The following is an 18,271-nucleotide window of genomic DNA, read 5'->3' on the forward strand; positions in this document are numbered from 1 at the left end:
GTCGTTCAACCGAGTCCGGATCTCAGTGGCCGTGATCCGGAACCTGACCGTCGGGTGCGAGGTCGCCGAAGCGCGTGACGCTGGCCTCGAAGTGCAGATCGACCGTGCCGGTCGGGCCGTGTCGCTGCTTGCCGATGATGACTTCGGCCTTGCCGTGGGCAAGGTCCATGTCCATCTGCCACTTCTCATATTCCGGCGTGCCCGCGCGCGGCTCCTTGTTGGCGAGGTAGTATTCCTCGCGATAGACGAAGATCACGACGTCGGCGTCCTGCTCGATCGAGCCGGATTCACGCAGGTCGGACAGCTGCGGCCGCTTGTCGTCGCGGTTTTCGACCTGACGCGACAGCTGCGACAGCGCGATGATCGGAACGTTCAGTTCCTTGGCAAGTGCCTTCAGGTTGGTGGTGATCTCGGTGATTTCCTGCACGCGGTTGTCGTTGCCGCGTTTGCCCGAGCCCTGCAGCAGCTGGATATAGTCGATCACGATCAGGTCGAGGCCCTTCTGGCGCTTGAGCCGTCGCGCCCGCGCGGTGAGCTGCGAGATCGAGAGACCGCCGGTTTCGTCGACGTAGAACGGCAGCGATTGCAGCTCGATCGAACAGTCGCGGATCTTCTCGAAATCGAGCTCGGAGATGCCGCCGCGACGGATCGAGCTCGAGGGGATGCCGGTGCGCTCGGCGAGAATACGGGTGGCGAGCTGTTCGCCGCTCATTTCGCAGGAGAAGAAGCCGACACAGCCGCCATTGACTGCCTTGGTGGTGCCGTCCGCCTGGACTTCCGGCACATAGGCTTTGGCGATGTTGTAGGCGATGTTGGTGGCGAGCGATGTCTTGCCCATGCCGGGACGGCCGGCGAGGATGATGAGGTCGGACGGCTGCAGGCCGCCCATCTTGGCGTCGAGGTCGCGCAGACCGGTCGAAATGCCCGACAGCTTGCCGTCGCGCTGGAACGCCTTCGCCGCCATGTCGACGGCGATCGTCAGTGCCTGCGCGAAGCGCTGGAAGCCGCCGTCATAGCGGCCGGTTTCAGCAAGGCCGTAGAGCTGCCGCTCGGCATCCTCGATCTGGGCGCGCGGCGCGAAGTCGACCGGCGCGTCATAGGCGACGTTGACGATGTCCTCGCCGATCTGGATCAGGTTGCGGCGCAGGCTGAGATCGTAAACGGTGCGTCCGTAGTCCTGCGCGTTGATGATGGTGGTCGCTTCGGCGGCAAGCCGGGCGAGGTACTGGCCGACCGTCATGCCGCCGATGTCGAGCTCGGCCGGCAGGAACGTCTTCAGGGTCACGGGGTTCGCGACCTTGCCCATCCGGATCAGGCTTCCGGCGGTCTCATAGATTTGCTGATGGATGGTTTCGAAGAAGTGCTTCGGCTCCAGGAAATCGGAGACCCGGTAGAAGGCGTCGTTATTGACCAGGATCGCGCCCAGCAGGCCCTGTTCCGCTTCGATGTTGTGCGGCGCACTTCGGTAGGCCGGGGATGCGGCGTCGGGCGCGAGCTTGTGGACGTTCGAATCAATCAAGGCCATGGACGAGCTTATTCTTCTGATTTCGTCGTTACTGAGATTTTCGGCTGTGGGGCGGCGATGAAGCGCCAGCCCGGCACGAAGCGAAAGGACGGATGTTTCTTATGCACGATTCACACAACGCGAGGTGTGAATCCGAAACAGCCGGATGCATTCCGCTTGACTGGGGTTTTGTCCGAAACCGGGCGGGAGCCGGCCGATCAGCACGGTCGTTGGCAAAAATTGGACGCCGCCTGAACCTTTTGCCAGGCGAGCGGACCCATGGAGAGGCGAGGCGGCTGTTGGCGTCGATTTCTCAGACCAGGATGAGGAAGGCCAGCGCGATCAAGGCGGCCACCACGCCAGTGGCGATCAGGGCGTAGTCAGTCGCGATATCGCGCTGCGGGTCCAACATCGTCTGGTGTGTTTCTCGGGTCATTCCGGACCACTACGACAGTCCGGGACAGACCTCTGTGAAGCAGATCACATGCGCCGCACTTTTTTTGCGGCAGGTTCGCGGGAACGACCCGGCGGATTCCAGGTTGTCTACGCTCAGGCAAGATACGGCGGCGATGGCTCGAGAGTTTCAGACAGCGCGATCAAGGCTTGGCCGGGCAGATGGCATGGATCGCCGCTGGCTGGCGGCGCTTGTCGATGCCATGGAGCAGGCGGCGCGTCCCGAGGTCCGCAATGTTCCCTGCGATGCCAGCTTGATTTCGGCCGCCGCGGCCCATCTGGCGCGTCCGGCGCCGACCTTTGGCCATTGCGGGTCGGCCTACAGCCTGCGCAACTAGCAGCACCCGTTCCTTCAGACCTATTCGCCGGCGAGTTGCAGCCGGGGCTTGGCCGCGCCGGCCTCCTTCAGCCGCAGGCGGGCTTCTTCGCCGCCGATATAGTCGCGGGTTATCGGGACGATGCCCTGGCGCTTGGTGAGCTGGAGCTGGAAGTTCATCATGTTCTGCACGCGGAACGACATCTCCGACGCAGCCAGGTAGAATTCCCACATCCGGGCAAAGGTCTCGTCGTAGAGCCGCACGGCCTCCTCGCGCCGCGCCATGAAGCGCTCGCGCCATGCCTTCAGCGTCTCGGCATAGTGCAGGCGGAGGATCTCCATGTCGCAGATCAGCAATCCGGCCTTCTCGATCGCCGGCATGACCTCGGACAGCGCCGGAATGTAGCCGCCGGGGAAGATGTATTTCCGGATCCAGGGGCTGGTGACGTCGGGGCCGGTCGAGCGGCCGATCGAGTGCAGCACCATGACACCGTCGTCGCTCAGCAGTTCGGCGCAGCGCGCGAAGAAGGTTTCATAGTAGGCGACCCCGACATGCTCGAACATGCCGACCGAGACGATGCGGTCGAACGGCCCGGGGATGTCGCGATAGTCCTGCAGCAGGAAGCGCGCCGATTGCGCCAGGTTCCGCTCCGCCGCCCGGGCGTTGGAAATTTGCAGCTGCTCGGTCGACAGCGTGACGCCGGTGACGTCGGCGCCGCTCATCTCGGCGAGATAGAGCCCAAGGCCACCCCAGCCGGAACCGATGTCGAGGATGCGGTGCCCGGGCTTGATCAGGAGTTTTGCGGCGAGGTGACGCTTCTTGGCGAGCTGGGCATCGTCCAGCGTCGCGTCCGGCGTCTCGAAATAGGCGCAGCTGTATTGCTTGTCCGCGTCGAGGAAGAGGGAATAGAGGCGGCCGTCGAGATCGTAATGACGGGCGACATTGCTTCTGGATCGGCCGCGCACATTGATCTGCTGGGCGCGGCGTCCGAGGAAGCGTACCCAGGCCTGCAGCCTGGCAAAGTTCGGCAGCATGGCTGCCTGACCCATCAGGACCGCCAGCACGTCGGCGACGGTGCCTTGCTCCACCACGAACGTGCCGTCCATGAAGGCTTCGCCGAGATAAAGCTCGGGATCGACTAGGATGCGGAGTTCCGCCCCTCGCGTCATAAAGCGCACGGCGACCGGTACACCCGTGCCGTCACCGCAGATGAACCGAGCGCCGCTCGCGGTCGTGAACGTGATCGAACCGCGGCGGATGAAGCGCCCCAAGAAGTATCGCAACAATCGGTCCATCGAAACACCAACGGAACGGCAAGCTGCACACCGACACCACCGGAGTTGATCACTCCAATGTGTCCCCAACCTCAAGATAGGCAGGGAATTAGATCGCGCTATAGCGTTGTGGTCAAAGCCGATATTCCAAAATGTGACAATTGCGTGGATGCGTCATGGGCGCGCTTCCATTCGCGCGATAATCGGCTAAAAGGTGACCGCCGCGGCCGATCCATCAGGCGCTGGCGGCGATTTTTCCGGAATCTGGAGACTTAAGGAATGTTGAGCCGAGCCCTCAGTCTGGCGACGGTGGCGCTTCTGATTGGCTGCCTGTCAGCCGTATCGGCGCAGGCGCAAAACCTCGAGGCCGGCAAGAGCCCCTCCCAGATCTTCGCAAGCACCTGCGCAGCTTGCCACAAGAGCCCGCGCGGCCTGCTGAAATCGGTGCCGGCCGGTTCGCTGCCGGGCTTCCTGCGCCAGCACTATACGACGTCCAGCGACATGGCCGGCGTGCTTGCGTCCTATCTGATTTCGAATGGTGCCAACGACTCGCGCTACCAGGCCAAGGATCAGCCCAAGGGGACTAAGGGCGGTAGGGAAGGCAGGCAGGAGGCGAACCAGTCCCCGGAGCAGCCGTCCGAGCGTCCGGCCCGCCGACGGCACCAGGATGCCGCGCCGCAGGAAGGGGCCAAACCCGATGGCGATGGCTTGAATCCCGAAGGACGTCCAGCTCACCGCGGCAAGCGGATGGCCCGCCCGAGCGAGGCGCCGGAGGGCGCGAAGCCGGACGACGGCCAGACGCCGCAGGCCTTGGGCGAGGGCAAGCCGTCGCGTCAGAAGCACGGCCGTCGCGGTAAGCCCGTCGAGGAGCCGAAGTCCGAGGAGGCGCCCAAGGGCGCGGCGACCAGCGACGAGCCCAAGACAGACCCCAAGACATCCACCCGGCATGATGACAAGGGTGAAGCCGAGAAGCCGGCGAAGCCTGCCGCCGAGCCCGACACGGCAAAGGTCGACGCGCCCAAGAGCAATGGCGGCGGCGAGCCGGCTGCCGTGCGATCCGATCCGGTTCCGCAGGTCACACCGGCGCCTGCCGCGGCTGCGCCTGCGGCGTCCGAGCCGGCAGCAGCCGCATCTCCCGCTCCGGCGCCAGCCGCGCCGCCGGTGACTGCGACGGCGCCGCCGCCGCCACCGCCCACGACGCCAGGCTCCGGCCCGCCGGAAGCTCCGACCTCGAAGTAATCGCCAACGCCGGGCCGCAAGGTCCGGCGTATTTGTTTGACCATCATTAGAGCAGTGCTCTAGAGTGTTAATCTAGTCAGGAGGACGACTTGAGCACGGCGCGCGAAGATCTGCTGGCAGCGGGACTGGCGGTGTTCGACCGCGACGGATTTGAGGGCGCGACGGTGGCCGAGATTCGCTCCCGCGCCCGCGCGTCCAACGGCAGCTTCTTCCACTTCTTCACCTCGAAGAAGGCGCTCGCCGGCACCCTGTTCCTGGAAATCCTGCAGGCCTATCACGCCGCCATCATCAGCTCGGTCGACGCCAGCTGCGGGGCGGGCGAGGGCGTTGAGCGGCTGATCCACGCCCATCTCGATTGGGTCGTGAGCAACCGGCGCGAGGCGCGCTTCCTGTTCGAGATTTCGCGCAGCGAGTGGGGCGAGGAGGTGCGCGGCGCGCAGCGCAGCGAGAATTCGCGGCTCACCGACGGCATCGAGCGCTGGCGCGCGCCACTGCTCGCGCGCGGCGAATTGCTGCCGATGAGCGCCGTGCTGTTCTTCAGCCAGATCGTCGGGCCGGCGCAGATCTTCTGCCGCGCCTGGCTATCGGGCCGCCATACCGGCGATCCGCGCGAACAGGTCGAGACGCTGATCGCCTGCGCGGTCCGCGCGGTGGTGGCGCCGGGTGCGCCAGAACGAACAGGAGAGACTTCATGAGCGAGACCGATCCGGACTTTGCACCGATCGCGACGCGAATTCGCGACAATGTCGGCCGGCAGGGCTTCATGGGTCTTGTCGGTGCCGAGGTAGCCGAGCTGTCGCGCGGCACCTGCACGCTCGCGGTCGACCGCCGGCCGGAGCTGTTGCAGCAGCATGGCCTGTTTCACGGCGGAGTGACGGCGTTTCTGGTCGACAACGCCACCACGATCGCAGCGGCGACGTCGCGCGGCCAGCCGGCGCTGACGGCGGAATACAAGCTGAACCTGCTGTCGCCGGCCTCGGGCGATCGTCTGATCTGCCGGGCGCGCGTGATCAAGCCGGGACGTCAGGTCGCCGTCGTTGCAGCCGACGTGTTCTGCGTCATCGACGGCAAGGAGAAGCACACCGCGACCGCATTGGCGTCGATCGCCATGCTCGACGACAAGGCGGCGGCACGAATCCAAAGCCCGGCCTGATCGAGGCCGGGCTTCGTAGCGTTTAGTCGGTTGGACGATGGAGAGAAGCTTACTTCTCTTCGGCGGCCGGAGCCGGCGCGGCTTCCTCGTCGTGCTGGGCTTCCGGATCGAAGAATTCGCCGGCGGCGGCGAGCGCCTCGGCGGCAGCGTCCTGGTCTTCCTGGCGGGTCGAGATGTCCTCGCCGCGCTTGATCCGCTCGGCCTCTTCGGCGGAGCGGGCGACCGTCACGGTGACGCTGGTCTCGACCTCGGGGTGGACGGCGATCGTCACCTTCTGCGCGCCGATCACCTTGATCGGCGAGTCGAGCCAGACCTGCGGGCGCGACACCGTCACGCCGTCGGCAGCCAGCGCGGCGACGATGTCGCGCACCGTCACCGAGCCGAACAGCTGGCCGGATTCGGAGGCCTGGCGGATGATGACGATGTCGCGGCCGTCGATCTTCTCGGCGACCTTGGCGGCTTCGCCCTTGGCCTGGATGTTGTTGGCCTCGAGCTCGGCCTTCATGCCATCATACTTGGCGCGGTTCGCCTCGGTGGCGCGCAGCGCCTTGCCGCGCTTCAGCAAGAAGTTGCGGGCGAACCCGTCCTTGACGCGCACGACTTCGCCCATTTGGCCAAGCTTGGCAACGCGTTCGAGCAGAATGACTTCCATTTTCGTTCTCCTTTAGATGCAAAGTACGGGTTTAAGTGGTTGGATCGAATCTCAAGCCGCGGGCAAAGGCGGCGGTCTTGTCTGCAGATAGCGCTGGCGCAGCCCGAACACGGCGTCGGCGATGCCGAGCGCGAACATCGCCACGATCGGCCAGCCGAACATGACGACGACCGCATAGATGCCACCGAGCCAGAAGCCGCGATTGGTGAGCGACAGCGTCAAGGTGTGCAGAACGGCGAAGCCGACCAGCGCATAGGCGATTACGAGTGCCGCGGTGACGATCTGCGCCAGCAGCGCAAGCATGCCGCCGATGAAGCTGACGGCGACAGCCGCCAGCAGCGCGACCAACGTCACGGCGGGAAGCGCCGTGGTGCGGAAATCCGGCCACGGCCGGTTCAACCGCCCGGAGGTTTGCGTGATCTTGCCGGCGAGCCAAAGGTTCAGCGTCAGCGTCACCATGGCGATGACGGTCGCCGCGAGCGGCGCGAAGATCACCAACGCGTCGACCAGCCGTTCGATGTCACCGCTGGGCTGCGCTTCGCCGGCGCTGAGCATCTTGAGCAGGCCGCGCCGCAACGTGCCGGTGATCGTGTCGGTATCGGTGCCGAGCGTGAGCAGCGCGGCGGTCGTGGTAACGATGGCGAAGGCTGCAATCCAGAGCAGGATGCGGCCGACGGGGTACCATTCAATCGCCGGCTGCTGCTGCTTGGCGCTGTCGCCGGCTTCGCCCGCGACCGGCCGTCCGAGCAGGGCGAGGTGGCCGAGCCACCAGCCGGGCACGGCGACCATCATGGCAAACGCGATGCTGTAGGGAAGGCCGAAGAGCGTGCCGAGCACGGATGCCGCACCCACTCCACCAATAGCGGCGGCGAGGGGGCCCCAGCCGAGCGCCGCCACCATGATCGGCAGCGGTGCGAGATAGAACAGCAATATCGAGATCGCCGCGCCCGAACTGATCGAGGCGAACATCAGCGCCGACGCGGCGCCGGCTGCGAGTGCAACTGTGAATATTCCGATCATCAGCTGTCCCGCCCCCTTCGAGCGGTTAGGGGTCCTGCATCGAGAACCCCAACCATCGGCGACCGGACGACCCGGAAGCCTTATGAGAATGAGCGGCCGGCGGCGCGGGCCGCCGGCCGTTGTCAATTAGCGAATGACGTAAGGCAGCAGGCCGAGGAAACGCGCGCGCTTGATGGCGCGGGCGAGCTCACGCTGCTTCTTGGCGGACACGGCCGTGATGCGGCTCGGCACGATCTTGCCGCGCTCGGAGACGTAACGCATCAGCAGTTTGGAATCCTTGTAGTCGATCTTCGGCGCATTCGCGCCCGTGAACGGGCAGGACTTGCGACGACGGAAAAACGGACGGCGGGCACCAGCATCAGCCATGATTCATTACTCCTCGGTCGCAGCTTCTTCTTCGCGCGGACGGCGCGGGCCACGGTCGCCACGGAAACCGCCACCATCGCGGTCACCACGGAAGCCGCCTTCGCGGTCGCCACGGAAGCCACCACCACGGTCATCGCGCTCGCGATCGCGGTCGGCCTTGCGCATCATCGCGGACGGGCCTTCCTCGTGCTCTTCAACGCGCACGGTGAGGTAACGGATGACGTCTTCGTTGATCCGCTCCTGGCGCTCGATCTCGGTGACGACAGCCGACGGTGCGTCGATGTTCATCAGCACGAAATGCGCCTTGCGGTTCTTGTTCATGCGGTAGGTGAGGGAGCGCACGCCCCAGCTCTCGGTCTTGGTGACCTTGCCGCCGCCCTGTTCGACGATGCCCGTCATCTGGGCCGTCAGTTCATCCACCTGCTGGGTGCTCGCATCCTGACGCGCGAGAAAAACATGCTCGTAAAGAGGCATGGTTGTCCTTTCCTGTGTTGGCGCGGTTTCCGGCGACAAGCCCTTCGAGACCTTCGGAAAGGACTCGAGCTGCTCAGAAGGCGGGAGCACGGGACGACGGGCCGACTGGCCCTGCCACATCAAAATCAACGGGTGAATTTGCTGAGACCGTCCGTTCAGCTCCCGGCCGGAGCCCACGAATGGCGCGCTTATACGGATTTTGGCCGCGAAAGCAAGGGTTCTCGGCCCCCGGATGCGCGAGGCTCGTAGCCCTCCAGGCCGTTTGACGCAACCGACGCAACCTCTGCGTTTTCCCGTTGATTTCTTTGTTTGTATGTCATACAAATATCTTTGGGAGGACGAGATATGGGTTCGGAGACCGCCAGCGGCATGTCTGCGCCCGATCCGAAGCACGCGGTCCGCGCGACGCGGTCGGCGGGCCGCAAGATGCGCTCGCTGCTGCTCGATGCCGCCAGCCGCCTGTTCAAGGAACGCGGGCTCTCGGGCACATCGATCTCCGATATCGCCGCGGCCGCGGACGCCTTTCCGAGCCAGATCACCTATTACTTCCGCACCAAGGAAGCGCTGTTCGTCGAAGCCGCCAGCCGCGACATGCTCTATCTCGCGCGCGCGACCGAGCAGGCCGCCCTGAATGCGCACACCCCGCGGGACTACACCCACGCTTTGGCCGAGACCGTGACCGCGACCGACACGGTCGCCTTTTTCGCGGAGGCCTTGACCCTCACGCGGCGCCGGCAGGACCTCGCCCCCCTCGTCGAGCGCACCATCGAGCGTCTGCACAGCGAGGGCGCGCGCGCCTATGCGGGCCAGGTCGAGCGGCACGGCTGGCGCTCGCTGCGCGCGCCCGAGGAGAGCTCGCGGCGGTTCTGGGCGATCGCGATCGGCGTGATCGTCGAAGGTTTTGCGATGGGCCGCGCTGCCGACGAGATGTGCCGCGAATTGCTGCGCGCGCTCGGCGAGCAGGCGACATCAACTTCGACGTCGGCCAATGACGGGACGCGGCTGCGCCTGGTCGGCGATCACGACACTTCATCCTCAACGGACGGCGAGACAGGCACATGACCGCGCTTCGCATGCGAGCCCGCGATTTCCTCACCGAGGACGAATTGGTTGCGGTGCGCGAGCGCACGACGTGGAAGGGCGCAGCCCTGATCGTGCATGCCTGGGCGCTGATCCTGGGCGCGATCGCGCTGGTCGCGTGGTGGCCCAATCCGCTGACCTATCTGCTCGCCGTTGCGATCATCGGCTCGCGCCAGCTCGGGCTTGCGATCCTGATGCATGACGGGGCGCACGGCTGTCTGTCGGCGGACGAGAGGACCAACCTGACGCTGAGCCAGTGGTTCTGCGCCTATCCGATCTTCGCGGAGACCCGCGGCTATCGCCGCTATCATCTGCAGCATCATGCGCGGACGCAGCAGGAGGATGATCCCGATCTCGTGCTGTCGGCGCCGTTTCCGATCACGAAGCTGAGCTACCGCCGGAAGTTCTTCCGCGATATCACCGGGCAGACCGGCTACCAGCAGCGCAAGGCGCAATTGCTCAATGCGATCGGGCCGAAGGAGTGGCCGTTGTCGCGGCGCGCCGACAACTTCTGGCAGAAGCTCGGGCCGCAATGCGTCACCAACGCCTTGCTGTTCGCGGGCCTCGCCGCCGCCGGTGTGTGGTGGGCCTATCCGCTGTTGTGGCTGGTGCCGCTGCTGACCTGGATGATGGTGATCACGCGCATCCGCAACATTGCCGAACACGCCGTCGTGCCCGACAGCTCCGATCCCCTGCGCAACACCCGCACCACGCGGGCCAATGTCCTCGAGCGTCTCTTCATCGCGCCGTACTACGTGAACTATCACCTCGAGCATCACCTGCTGTTCTACGTGCCCTGCTACAACCTGCCGCGCGTCCACCGCATCCTCAGCGAAAGCCGCTATGCCGGCCGGACGGAAGTGCAGCCGGGCTACGCCGCCGTGCTGCGGCTGGCGACCGCCAGGCCCGCCAACGAGGATCGTCCGGGCCAGCTGGTCAACAGCGCACGCCGGGCGAGGGCCGGCGCCGAGGTTAACGCCGACCAGAATGCCGGCGGGTTCTAGTGTGCTGAATGCGAAGTTCGTGCGATTTCGCGGCAGCCACTTTCACGAACTTCGCATTCATAAAGCACACTAGAATCATAAGTTTGCTAGTGTCCTTATCGAATCCGAAGTTCGCTCCGAAGGTGCGGCAAATGATGCGAACTTCGGATTCGGGACACTAGCACGCCTCGCCCACGGTGCGGGCGGAGGTGCTCGTTTCTTTCCGTGCCTTCACCTTGCCGCGACCCCGGCGTCGACCGCCTCGAGCAAGGTCACGAGGCCCCGCAGGATGGCGATCGGCGAAGGCGGGCAACCCGGAATATGGAGATCGACCGGAACAACCGCGGAGACTCCGCCAACCACGGCATAGCTGCCGGCGAAGCATCCGCCATCCCTGGCGCAATCGCCCGCAGCGACAACCCATTTGGGATCTGGCGTCGCACGGTATGTGCGCTCCAGCGCCTCGCGCATATTCTTGGTGACCGGACCCGTGACCAGCAGCACGTCGGCGTGACGGGGCGAGGCGACGAACCGGATTCCAAATCGTTCTACGTCGTAATACGCATTGCTTAACGCGTGTATTTCCAGCTCGCATCCGTTGCAGGAGCCTGCATCAACCTCGCGGATCGAGAGGCTGCGGCCGAGGCGTCGTCGTGCGGTGCGGCCGACCATGGCCGCGAGCTCCGCGAGCGCAGCGTCGTCCGGGCGCGGCGCCTGCTCCGTCAATGGCTGGCGAAACAGGCTCTGGAACAGAAGTTTGCGCATCGCCTCAAGCCCTCAGAGATCCTGCCCGGAATAGGAGCAGTTGAACGACTTATTGCAGAGTGGGAAGTCCGCCACGATGTTGCCTTCGATGGCCGCCTCGAGCAGCGGCCACTGAAACCACGACGGATCGCGCAGATGGCATCGCTCGATCCGATCGCCGTTCAGGCGCAGCCAGGCCAGGATGTCGCCGCGGAAACCTTCGACGAGCGCCATGCCTTCGCAAGGCTCCGCCGTATTGTGCAGTGGCACTTGCACCGGGCCGGCCTCGAGGCCGATCAGGATCTGGTACGCCAGCGCGAGACTCTGCTCAACCTCGCGGATCCGGATCCAGACCCGGGCGTTGACGTCGCCGTCGCTCAGGACGGGGACTTCGAAGCGGAGGCCATCATAGGGGAGATAGCCGGGCTTGCGTCGGGCATCATGATCGCGGCCGCTCGCGCGCCCGACATAGCCCCCGGCGGCGAATTGCCGGGCGAGCGTTGGAGCAACGATGCCGGTGCTGACGGTGCGGTCCTGCAACGAGGCAGTGTTGTCATAGAGCTCGACCAGCGCAGGGAAATGCCGGCGGATCTGGTCGAGCGCGGCCCGGATCGCGTCGGCTCCATGGCCGGCGATATCGCGCGCGACGCCGCCGGGAACGATGAGGTCGCGCATCAGGCGGTGGCCGAATGCAGCGTCGGCCGCGCGCAGCACGGATTCGCGTAGCACGGCGCAATGCGCCTGCATCAGCGCAAACGACGCATCGTTGCAGATCGCGCCGATATCGCCGAGATGATTGGCCAGCCGCTCGAGCTCGGCCATCAGCGCGCGCAACAGCAATGCGCGCGGCGGCACGGCAATCCGCTGCGCGGCCTCGACGGCTTGCGCGAACGCCAGCCCATAGGCGACTGTGCTGTCGCCGGAGACCCGGCCGGCGAGCCGCGCGGCCTGCTCGATCGTGCTGCCCGTCATCAGCCCTTCGACACCCTTGTGGGTGTAGCCGAGCCGCTGCTCGAGGCGGACGACCGTCTCTCCGCTCGCGGTAAAGCGGAAATGCCCGGGCTCGATGATGCCGGCATGCACCGGACCGACTGCGATCTGATGCAGGCTGTCCCCCTCGGCCGGAAGGAATTGATAAGGCGCTGCGTCCGCCGATGCATCGAGATGTTCGCCGAGCGGGAAGCGCGTTTGCCAACGGCCGTGATCAAGCCAGGGACGGGAATCCGGTGTGTCTGTCGCCTGCAATCCGAAGAGGTCGTGCAGGGTGCGCTCCAATCGAAGCGCCGGCGGATGATGGGCCGCAACCGAAGGAAATTGGCGATCGGGACAATCCAGGCTGATCACGCCGATATCGGACGTGCGGTCGTCGAGGACGGCCATGTGCACGCGCGAGGGCTCGCCCCACAGCCCGAGCAGGCTCAGGCCGCCATCCGCAAGCGCGTGAGCGGCAGTGCGCCAGGTATCGCCGTCGACCACGGCGCGCGGCCATGGATGATGTCGTTCGATCCTGTGGCCCGCCCGGATCAGATCGATCAACCTCGGCATATCCTGCTCTCCCTCGCGCTAACCCAGCAGGTTGGCGACGTGCTGGAACCAGACGACCAGCGGTCCCGGAAGGTAGATGCCCGCAGTCAGCACCAGTGCGAAATGCGCGAACATCGGCAAATAGGACGCATCCGCCGGCGCGGCATTGCCGCGCGGCTCGCCGAACGCAAGGCTGGTCAGGCGCAGGATCAGCGCGCCGAAGGCGAGCAGCAGGCCGAACACCAGCGGGATGGCGAGCAGCGGCTGGCGCGCGAAGGTGGAGCTGACGATGAGAAATTCGCTCATGAAGATACCGAGCGGCGGCAGGCCGGCGATCGCGACCACGCCGATCACGAGACTCCAGCCGAGTGCCGGATGCGACTCGGTCAGGCCGCGAATGTTGGCGATCCGCTGCGTGCCCTTCACCTGCGCAATGTGGCCGACCGCGTAGAAGATTCCCGACTTGGTGAGGCTGTGCATCACCATGTGCAGCAGGCCGGCAAAGTTGGCGAGCGGGCCACCCATGCCGAACGCAAACACGATGATGCCCATATGCTCGATCGAGGAGTAGGCGAACAGCCGCTTGATGTCGCGGCGGCGGTAAAGCATGAAGGCCGCGAACAACAGCGAGGTCAGCCCCATCGTCACCATCAGCGGGCCCGGCGATATCGCATCCGGATTGGCGGCGAGCAGGATCTTGAAGCGGAGCACTGCGTAGAGCGCGACGTTGAGCAGCAGGCCGGAGAGCACGGCGGAGATCGGGGTCGGGCCCTCGGCATGCGCATCCGGAAGCCAGGCGTGCAGCGGCGCCAGGCCGACCTTGGTGCCGTATCCGAGCAGCAGGAAGATGAAGGCGACGTTGAGCAATGCCGGGTCGAACGTCGCCGCACGGCTGATCAACACCGTCCACACCATGGCATCCTGACCCTCGCCGACCACCGGCAGTGCGGCCATGTACACCAGGATCGTGCCGAACAGCGCCAGCGCGATGCCGACGCTGCCGAGGATGAAGTACTTCCAGGCCGCTTCCAGCGCCGCATGGGTCCGGTAGATGCCGACCATCAGCACGGTGGTGAGCGTAGCGACCTCGACCGCGACCCAGATCAGGCCGATATTGTTCGACACGAATGCGAGGTTCATGCCGAACATCATCACCTGATACATGGCATGGTAGAATCGCAGATAGCCCGGCGTCAGCCGTCCGGTTTCGAGCTCATGGGCGATATAGCTTGCGCTGAACACGCTCGTGGTGAATCCCACGAAGGTGTTGAGCACGATGAAGACGATGTTGAGATCGTCGATCAGCAGGTACTGGCCGGGTTGCGGGCGCTCGACCACGAGCAGCGAAAGCGCGGCCAGCAAGGTGCCGAGACTGGCCAGGACATTGAGGCCCGCGGTCAGCCGGTAACCGGGCAGCGCGGCGAGCACCGCCGCTGCGGTGATCGGTATCAACAGGACCCAGGTGACGGCATCCGACGCGGCAGTCATCGGCGCTCCCCCCTGAATTCATCGAGCGCACCGACGTCGACGGTGTCGAACCGCTCGCGAATGCGGAACAAAAACACGCCGATCACGATGAATGCGATCAGGATCGAGAAGGCGACGCTGATCTCCACGACGAGCGGCATGCCCTTGGCGCCGGTCGCGGCCAGCACCAGGCCGTTTTCCAGCGACATGAAGCCGACGACCTGGCTGACGGCGTTGCGCCGCGTCACCATGACGAGCAATCCCAGCAGCACCACCGACAGTGCGAAGGCAAGGTCTTCCCGCGCCAGCGGATCGGCCGCGCCGGTCACGCGCAGCATCAGCACCATGGACAGGGCGACGAGCCCCATGCCCGCAAGCATGGTCGGACCGATGCTCACCGCGGTCTCGATATCGCGATGAATGCCGAGCTGCTTGATGATCCGATGCAACGCCACCGGGATGACGATCGCCTTGAAGACCAGTGCGATCGCCGCGGTCACGTAGAGATGCGGCGCATTCTGGATGAAGGCCTGCCAGGCGACGGAAGCTGCGAGCACCACGGCATGAAGTGCGAAGATGTTCAGCAGCGCATACAGGCGATCCTGGTACAGCATCATGAAGCTGATCAGCACGAGCCCGCCGGCGAGCAGATGGGCGATGTCGAAGGCGAGGTTGTGCATCAGAAGCCCCGTGACACGAACCGAAGCAGCGTGCCGAGCAGGCCGAGCATCAGCGCCGCGCCGAGGAATTCGGGGACGCGGAACACCCGCATCTTGGCCGTCGCGGTCTCGAACACGGCAAGGAGGAAGCTCGCGACCGCAAGCTTGAGGATGTAGACGGCGACGCTGACGAGATAGGACAGCGGCCCCGCGCCTTCGGTGGTGATCTGCCACGGGAAGAACACGCAGATGATCAGCGAGATGTAGAGCAGCAGCTTGAGGAAGGCGCCGAACTCGATCATGGCGAGGTGACGCCCGGAATATTCGAGGATCATCGCCTCGTGCACCATGGTCAGCTCCAGATGCGTCGCCGGGTTGTCGACCGGGATGCGCGCGTTTTCGGCGAGCGCCACCATGATGAGGGCGATCATCGCCATGCCGAGAGAGACGCGCAGTCCGACTTCCGACGACGCCATGAAGGTCGCGACCGTCGACAGCTGCGTCGAGCCGGCAATCAGCGCGACGCAGAACACCATCAACAGCATGGCCGGCTCGGCGAGCGCGGCAATCATCACCTCGCGGCTGGAGCCGATGCCGCCGAAGCTGGTGCCGACGTCCATGCCGGCAAGCGCGAGAAAGAAGCGCGCGCTGCCGAGCAGGGCGACGATCGCGATCAGGTCGGCGCTCCAGTTGAATTGCAGGCCGGTCGCGAATGTCGGGACCAGCGCCGCCGCGACCCAGATGGCCGCGAACGTCACATAGGGCGTGACACGGAACAGCCAGGACGCGTTTTCGGCGAGCACGACCTCCTTGCGCAGCAGCCGCAGCAGGTCGCGGTAGGGCTGGACGATCGACGGTCCTTTTCGCCGCAACAGCCGCGCCTTGATCTTGCGCACGACGCCGGTCAGGAGCGGCGCGAGCAGCAGCACGAGCGCCATCTGGCCGAGCTGAACGAGGATGTCCGAGATCACGACCATATCGCGAGCGCCAGCAGCAATGTGACGAGGGTTGCGAACACCAGGCTGAGGTAGCGGCGGATGGTCAGGAACTGGAGCTGGTTCAGCCGATCGGCGAAGAACCACACGAGTTCAGTCACGGGTGTGTAGAGCCGCTCCCAGACCAGGTCGTGCATATCGACCCTGAGGCGGGCCGGCCGCAGTTCGCCCGGCGCGGGCATGTCGACATGCTCGCGGGCTTGGAAAACCAGCGTGCCGAACACGCGGCGGATCGGCTGCACAAAGCTCACGCCGGAATACTGCGCCGCCGGTGTCGGGTCGGAGAAGCCGCAACCCCAGGCCGGTCCGTGCCGGATCGCGCGCGACGCAAAGCGATGGATAAAGTACGCCGCGAGCGACGCCGCGGCGGTGATGAAAGCAAAGACGAGCAATCCGTTGTAGGAACTGCGGCTCTCCTCGATCGGAACGATCGAGAGCCAGGGATCGTCCGCCTGAAGCGGCATCCGGTGGCCGATCACGGTCTGCGCAACCGGCGAAAGCGCGTCGATCACCAGGCCGGGCAGAATGCCGGCGAGGAAGCAGAGCACGGCAAGGCTGAACATCGCGGCGAGCGAATAGCGATCGACTTCGCCGGCGGCTTCCGCGGCCGGGCTCCGCGCGCGGCCGAGGAACGTGATGCCGAAGGCCTTGACGAAGCATGCAGCGGCCAGCGCCGCGGCCAGCGCCAGCAAGGCGCCGATCGCGGGCACCATGATCTTCAGCAGCCATTGCGGCAGGTCGGGGCTCTGCAGGACGGCCTGAAACATCAGCCACTCCGACACGAACCCGTTGAACGGCGGCAGCGCCGAGATCGCGACGCAGCCGACCAGAAAGACGAAGCTCGTGAGCGGCATACGGTGGATCAGGCCGCCCAGCTTCTCCATGTCGCGTTCGCCGGTCGACGTCAGCACCGCGCCGGCCCCGAAGAACAACAGGCTCTTGAAGAACGAATGGTTGAGCACGTGGAACAATGCGGCCGTGAAGGCGAGGGCGGCCGCGAGGCCAAGGCCGTTCGCCTGAAATGCCAGCGCAAGGCCGAGGCTTGCGAAGATGACGCCGATGTTCTCGATCGTGCTGTAGGCGAGCAGGCGCTTGAGATCCTTCTCCATCAGCGCGTAGAGGATCCCCATGACGGCCGTGGCGCCGCCGAGGATGAGAACCGCGACACCCGCCGACCAGCTTGGCGGCCCGAGCAGATCGAACACGACCCGGATGAATCCGTAGATCGCGACCTTCGTCATCACGCCGCTCATCAGCGCCGAGACATGGCTCGGCGCGGCGGGATGAGCCAGCGGCAGCCACACGTGCAACGGGATCAGGCCGGCTTTCGACCCGGCGCCGAGCAGCATCAGCGCGAGCACCAGTGCGGCTTCGGACGGAGTGTGCTGGGCAGCGCGGATGGCCGCAAAGCTGTAGCTGCCGCCGGCTCCCGCCAGCAGGCCGAAGGCAAGCAACAGAGCCAGCGTTCCGAAGCTTGCCATCACGAGATAGACGTAGCCTGCGCGGGCATTATCCGCGTCACGGTGATGCGCCATGACGAGCGCCCACGAGGCGAGCGACATGAATTCCCAGCACAAGAGGTAGGTGAACGCATCGTCGGCGAGCACGACGAGATTCATGCCGGCCAGGAACGCCGGGAAAAAGGGGAGGATGCGCTGTGGCGCGGATTCGTGGCTGCCGTAACCGAGGCCATAGAGACTTGCGGCCGCACCGCCGAGATTGACCACGACGAGAAAGAATGCGGCGAGCGCATCGAGGCGGAAATGCGATCCCAGCCAGGGCAACCCGATCGGCAGGGCCAGTTCCGTCGCGCTGGTACGGGAGATGAGCGAAATCATGGCCCCGGCCAGCGCGATCAGCGAAATCGCGAAAGTCGCGCCGTAGACGATGGCTGTCGATTGGCGCGATCTGCTCGTTGTAATCGCGAGAGCGGTCGTTCCCAGCAGGGCGGCTACACACCAGATCTGCTGAGTGACCGCCGGGATCATGTCTGCACCTTCGGTGAGCCCGATCCGGCCTTCAATCGCACCCCGCGGCCGCCGCCACTGCTGACGGCGCCCTCATTGATGACCTCGACGCCGGCTGCGCCGAGCGCATCGATCAGTTTCACGAGCGAGTCGACGTTGCCGCGAATGGTACCTTCGCTCGCCTCCATCCGCTGGATGGTTGGCACCGAAAGTCCGGACAGTTCGGCGAGCTGCCGTTGGTCGATGCCGAGCAAGGCTCTGGCCGCTCGTAGCTGCGCCGCGGTGATCATCGATTGATGGCCGTCGATCTGAGAGTCGCGTCTATTTGAATGTTATTTATGCACATCAAGTAATGATGGCACAAGGGCAATAAGTGATGTTTTATACATCATTCCTAGGC

General features: G+C 65.1%; 20 protein-coding genes. 6 read left to right on the plus strand and 14 right to left on the minus strand.

What is annotated here, in order from left to right; translation table 11 throughout:
* Positions 1–22 precede the first annotated feature (22 nt).
* Both ACZBJS_RS18505 and ACZBJS_RS18510 read right to left on the minus strand, forming a co-directional pair.
* Positions 23–1,525, minus strand: coding sequence for a replicative DNA helicase (locus tag ACZBJS_RS18505; protein WP_057019871.1), 1,503 nt, complete (start codon positions 1,523–1,525; stop codon positions 23–25).
* 292 nt (positions 1,526–1,817) lie between these two features.
* On the minus strand, positions 1,818–1,940 hold the full coding sequence (locus ACZBJS_RS18510; protein ID WP_256520498.1) for a hypothetical protein: 123 nt from the start codon (positions 1,938–1,940) through the stop codon (positions 1,818–1,820).
* Positions 1,941–2,124: 184 nt separating this feature from the next.
* Here ACZBJS_RS18510 and ACZBJS_RS18515 point away from each other — a divergent pair, with 184 nt between their 5' ends.
* Positions 2,125–2,295 (plus strand): hypothetical protein, encoded by a 171-nt coding sequence (locus ACZBJS_RS18515; protein WP_194295401.1) that lies wholly within the window; start codon positions 2,125–2,127, stop codon positions 2,293–2,295.
* A 20-nt stretch (positions 2,296–2,315) separates the two neighbouring features.
* Here the strand turns inward: ACZBJS_RS18515 and ACZBJS_RS18520 are convergent, their stop codons facing one another.
* Positions 2,316–3,569: a class I SAM-dependent methyltransferase gene (locus tag ACZBJS_RS18520; RefSeq protein ID WP_316399296.1), complete on the minus strand. Its 1,254-nt coding sequence runs from the start codon at positions 3,567–3,569 to the stop codon at positions 2,316–2,318.
* Between the two features lie 258 nt (positions 3,570–3,827).
* Between ACZBJS_RS18520 and ACZBJS_RS18525 the strand changes: the two genes are divergently transcribed.
* The 3 genes from ACZBJS_RS18525 (at position 3,828) to ACZBJS_RS18535 (ending at position 5,940) form a co-directional block, all read left to right on the plus strand.
* Positions 3,828–4,787, plus strand: a complete 960-nt coding sequence (locus ACZBJS_RS18525; RefSeq protein WP_316399297.1) for a hypothetical protein — start codon at positions 3,828–3,830, stop codon at positions 4,785–4,787.
* Between the two features lie 89 nt (positions 4,788–4,876).
* Complete coding sequence (locus ACZBJS_RS18530) at positions 4,877–5,482, plus strand: TetR/AcrR family transcriptional regulator (RefSeq protein WP_057019874.1); 606 nt, start codon at positions 4,877–4,879, stop codon at positions 5,480–5,482.
* Positions 5,479–5,940 carry a PaaI family thioesterase gene (locus ACZBJS_RS18535; RefSeq protein WP_028344793.1) on the plus strand — a complete coding sequence of 154 codons (462 nt, stop codon included), beginning with the start codon at positions 5,479–5,481 and terminating at the stop codon, positions 5,938–5,940. Before ACZBJS_RS18530 ends, ACZBJS_RS18535 begins: the two co-directional genes overlap by 4 nt.
* A gap of 49 nt (positions 5,941–5,989) precedes the next feature.
* Here ACZBJS_RS18535 and rplI read toward each other — a convergent pair whose 3' ends face one another.
* The 4 genes from rplI to rpsF all read right to left on the minus strand — a co-directional run bounded on the left by rplI (position 5,990) and on the right by rpsF (position 8,452).
* Entirely contained in the window at positions 5,990–6,592 is a 603-nt protein-coding gene (gene rplI, locus ACZBJS_RS18540; protein WP_057019875.1) for a 50S ribosomal protein L9, read from the minus strand.
* A gap of 51 nt (positions 6,593–6,643) precedes the next feature.
* Positions 6,644–7,612: a hypothetical protein gene (locus ACZBJS_RS18545; protein WP_229193298.1), complete on the minus strand. Its 969-nt coding sequence runs from the start codon at positions 7,610–7,612 to the stop codon at positions 6,644–6,646.
* A gap of 126 nt (positions 7,613–7,738) precedes the next feature.
* Positions 7,739–7,978, minus strand: a complete 240-nt coding sequence (rpsR, locus tag ACZBJS_RS18550) for a 30S ribosomal protein S18 (RefSeq protein WP_016844287.1) — start codon at positions 7,976–7,978, stop codon at positions 7,739–7,741.
* A 6-nt stretch (positions 7,979–7,984) separates the two neighbouring features.
* Positions 7,985–8,452, minus strand: a complete 468-nt coding sequence (gene rpsF, locus ACZBJS_RS18555; RefSeq protein WP_026192679.1) for a 30S ribosomal protein S6 — start codon at positions 8,450–8,452, stop codon at positions 7,985–7,987.
* Positions 8,453–8,797: 345 nt separating this feature from the next.
* Here rpsF and ACZBJS_RS18560 point away from each other — a divergent pair, with 345 nt between their 5' ends.
* Positions 8,798–9,514, plus strand: a complete 717-nt coding sequence (locus ACZBJS_RS18560; RefSeq protein WP_141343068.1) for a TetR/AcrR family transcriptional regulator C-terminal domain-containing protein — start codon at positions 8,798–8,800, stop codon at positions 9,512–9,514.
* Positions 9,511–10,536 carry a fatty acid desaturase family protein gene (locus tag ACZBJS_RS18565; RefSeq protein WP_463438968.1) on the plus strand — a complete coding sequence of 342 codons (1,026 nt, stop codon included), beginning with the start codon at positions 9,511–9,513 and terminating at the stop codon, positions 10,534–10,536. Before ACZBJS_RS18560 ends, ACZBJS_RS18565 begins: the two co-directional genes overlap by 4 nt.
* Positions 10,537–10,746: 210 nt before the next feature.
* Here the strand turns inward: ACZBJS_RS18565 and ACZBJS_RS18570 are convergent, their stop codons facing one another.
* The 7 genes from ACZBJS_RS18570 to ACZBJS_RS18600 are packed head-to-tail and all read right to left on the minus strand — an operon-like array spanning position 10,747 to position 18,161.
* The gene (locus ACZBJS_RS18570) at positions 10,747–11,280 is read right to left on the minus strand and encodes an NADH-quinone oxidoreductase subunit B family protein (protein ID WP_057015240.1); all 534 of its coding nucleotides are present in this window, start codon (positions 11,278–11,280) and stop codon (positions 10,747–10,749) included.
* Between the two features lie 12 nt (positions 11,281–11,292).
* Complete coding sequence (locus ACZBJS_RS18575) at positions 11,293–12,804, minus strand: hydrogenase large subunit (RefSeq protein WP_463438969.1); 1,512 nt, start codon at positions 12,802–12,804, stop codon at positions 11,293–11,295.
* An 18-nt stretch (positions 12,805–12,822) separates the two neighbouring features.
* On the minus strand, positions 12,823–14,271 hold the full coding sequence (locus tag ACZBJS_RS18580; protein ID WP_456815775.1) for a hydrogenase 4 subunit F: 1,449 nt from the start codon (positions 14,269–14,271) through the stop codon (positions 12,823–12,825).
* The gene (locus ACZBJS_RS18585) at positions 14,268–14,930 is read right to left on the minus strand and encodes a hydrogenase-4 component E (RefSeq protein ID WP_016843065.1); all 663 of its coding nucleotides are present in this window, start codon (positions 14,928–14,930) and stop codon (positions 14,268–14,270) included. Before ACZBJS_RS18585 ends, ACZBJS_RS18580 begins: the two co-directional genes overlap by 4 nt.
* Positions 14,930–15,886 (minus strand): respiratory chain complex I subunit 1 family protein, encoded by a 957-nt coding sequence (locus ACZBJS_RS18590; RefSeq protein ID WP_229192883.1) that lies wholly within the window; start codon positions 15,884–15,886, stop codon positions 14,930–14,932. Before ACZBJS_RS18590 ends, ACZBJS_RS18585 begins: the two co-directional genes overlap by 1 nt.
* Positions 15,877–17,892, minus strand: a complete 2,016-nt coding sequence (gene hyfB, locus ACZBJS_RS18595) for a hydrogenase 4 subunit B (protein WP_463438970.1) — start codon at positions 17,890–17,892, stop codon at positions 15,877–15,879. Before hyfB ends, ACZBJS_RS18590 begins: the two co-directional genes overlap by 10 nt.
* Positions 17,889–18,161 carry a helix-turn-helix domain-containing protein gene (locus ACZBJS_RS18600; protein ID WP_050421592.1) on the minus strand — a complete coding sequence of 91 codons (273 nt, stop codon included), beginning with the start codon at positions 18,159–18,161 and terminating at the stop codon, positions 17,889–17,891. Before ACZBJS_RS18600 ends, hyfB begins: the two co-directional genes overlap by 4 nt.
* Positions 18,162–18,271: the final 110 nt, after the last annotated feature.

Source organism: Bradyrhizobium sp. KZN70725, assembly GCF_055264925.1.

Bases quoted from the DNA above. Each gene is read 5' to 3' on its own strand.
- ACZBJS_RS18505 (WP_057019871.1), bottom strand. From the start codon at position 1,525: ATGGCCTTGATTGATTCGAACGTCCACAAGCTCGCGCCCGACGCCGCA.
- ACZBJS_RS18510 (WP_256520498.1), bottom strand. From the start codon at position 1,940: ATGACCCGAGAAACACACCAGACGATGTTGGACCCGCAGCGCGATATC.
- ACZBJS_RS18515 (WP_194295401.1), top strand. From the start codon at position 2,125: ATGGATCGCCGCTGGCTGGCGGCGCTTGTCGATGCCATGGAGCAGGCG.
- ACZBJS_RS18520 (WP_316399296.1), bottom strand. From the start codon at position 3,569: ATGGACCGATTGTTGCGATACTTCTTGGGGCGCTTCATCCGCCGCGGT.
- ACZBJS_RS18525 (WP_316399297.1), top strand. From the start codon at position 3,828: ATGTTGAGCCGAGCCCTCAGTCTGGCGACGGTGGCGCTTCTGATTGGC.
- ACZBJS_RS18535 (WP_028344793.1), top strand. From the start codon at position 5,479: ATGAGCGAGACCGATCCGGACTTTGCACCGATCGCGACGCGAATTCGC.
- rplI (WP_057019875.1), bottom strand. From the start codon at position 6,592: ATGGAAGTCATTCTGCTCGAACGCGTTGCCAAGCTTGGCCAAATGGGC.
- ACZBJS_RS18545 (WP_229193298.1), bottom strand. From the start codon at position 7,612: ATGATCGGAATATTCACAGTTGCACTCGCAGCCGGCGCCGCGTCGGCG.
- rpsR (WP_016844287.1), bottom strand. From the start codon at position 7,978: ATGGCTGATGCTGGTGCCCGCCGTCCGTTTTTCCGTCGTCGCAAGTCC.
- rpsF (WP_026192679.1), bottom strand. From the start codon at position 8,452: ATGCCTCTTTACGAGCATGTTTTTCTCGCGCGTCAGGATGCGAGCACC.
- ACZBJS_RS18560 (WP_141343068.1), top strand. From the start codon at position 8,798: ATGGGTTCGGAGACCGCCAGCGGCATGTCTGCGCCCGATCCGAAGCAC.
- ACZBJS_RS18565 (WP_463438968.1), top strand. From the start codon at position 9,511: ATGACCGCGCTTCGCATGCGAGCCCGCGATTTCCTCACCGAGGACGAA.
- ACZBJS_RS18570 (WP_057015240.1), bottom strand. From the start codon at position 11,280: ATGCGCAAACTTCTGTTCCAGAGCCTGTTTCGCCAGCCATTGACGGAG.
- ACZBJS_RS18575 (WP_463438969.1), bottom strand. From the start codon at position 12,804: ATGCCGAGGTTGATCGATCTGATCCGGGCGGGCCACAGGATCGAACGA.
- ACZBJS_RS18580 (WP_456815775.1), bottom strand. From the start codon at position 14,271: ATGACTGCCGCGTCGGATGCCGTCACCTGGGTCCTGTTGATACCGATC.
- ACZBJS_RS18585 (WP_016843065.1), bottom strand. From the start codon at position 14,930: ATGCACAACCTCGCCTTCGACATCGCCCATCTGCTCGCCGGCGGGCTC.
- ACZBJS_RS18590 (WP_229192883.1), bottom strand. From the start codon at position 15,886: ATGGTCGTGATCTCGGACATCCTCGTTCAGCTCGGCCAGATGGCGCTC.
- hyfB (WP_463438970.1), bottom strand. From the start codon at position 17,892: ATGATCCCGGCGGTCACTCAGCAGATCTGGTGTGTAGCCGCCCTGCTG.
- ACZBJS_RS18600 (WP_050421592.1), bottom strand. From the start codon at position 18,161: ATGATCACCGCGGCGCAGCTACGAGCGGCCAGAGCCTTGCTCGGCATC.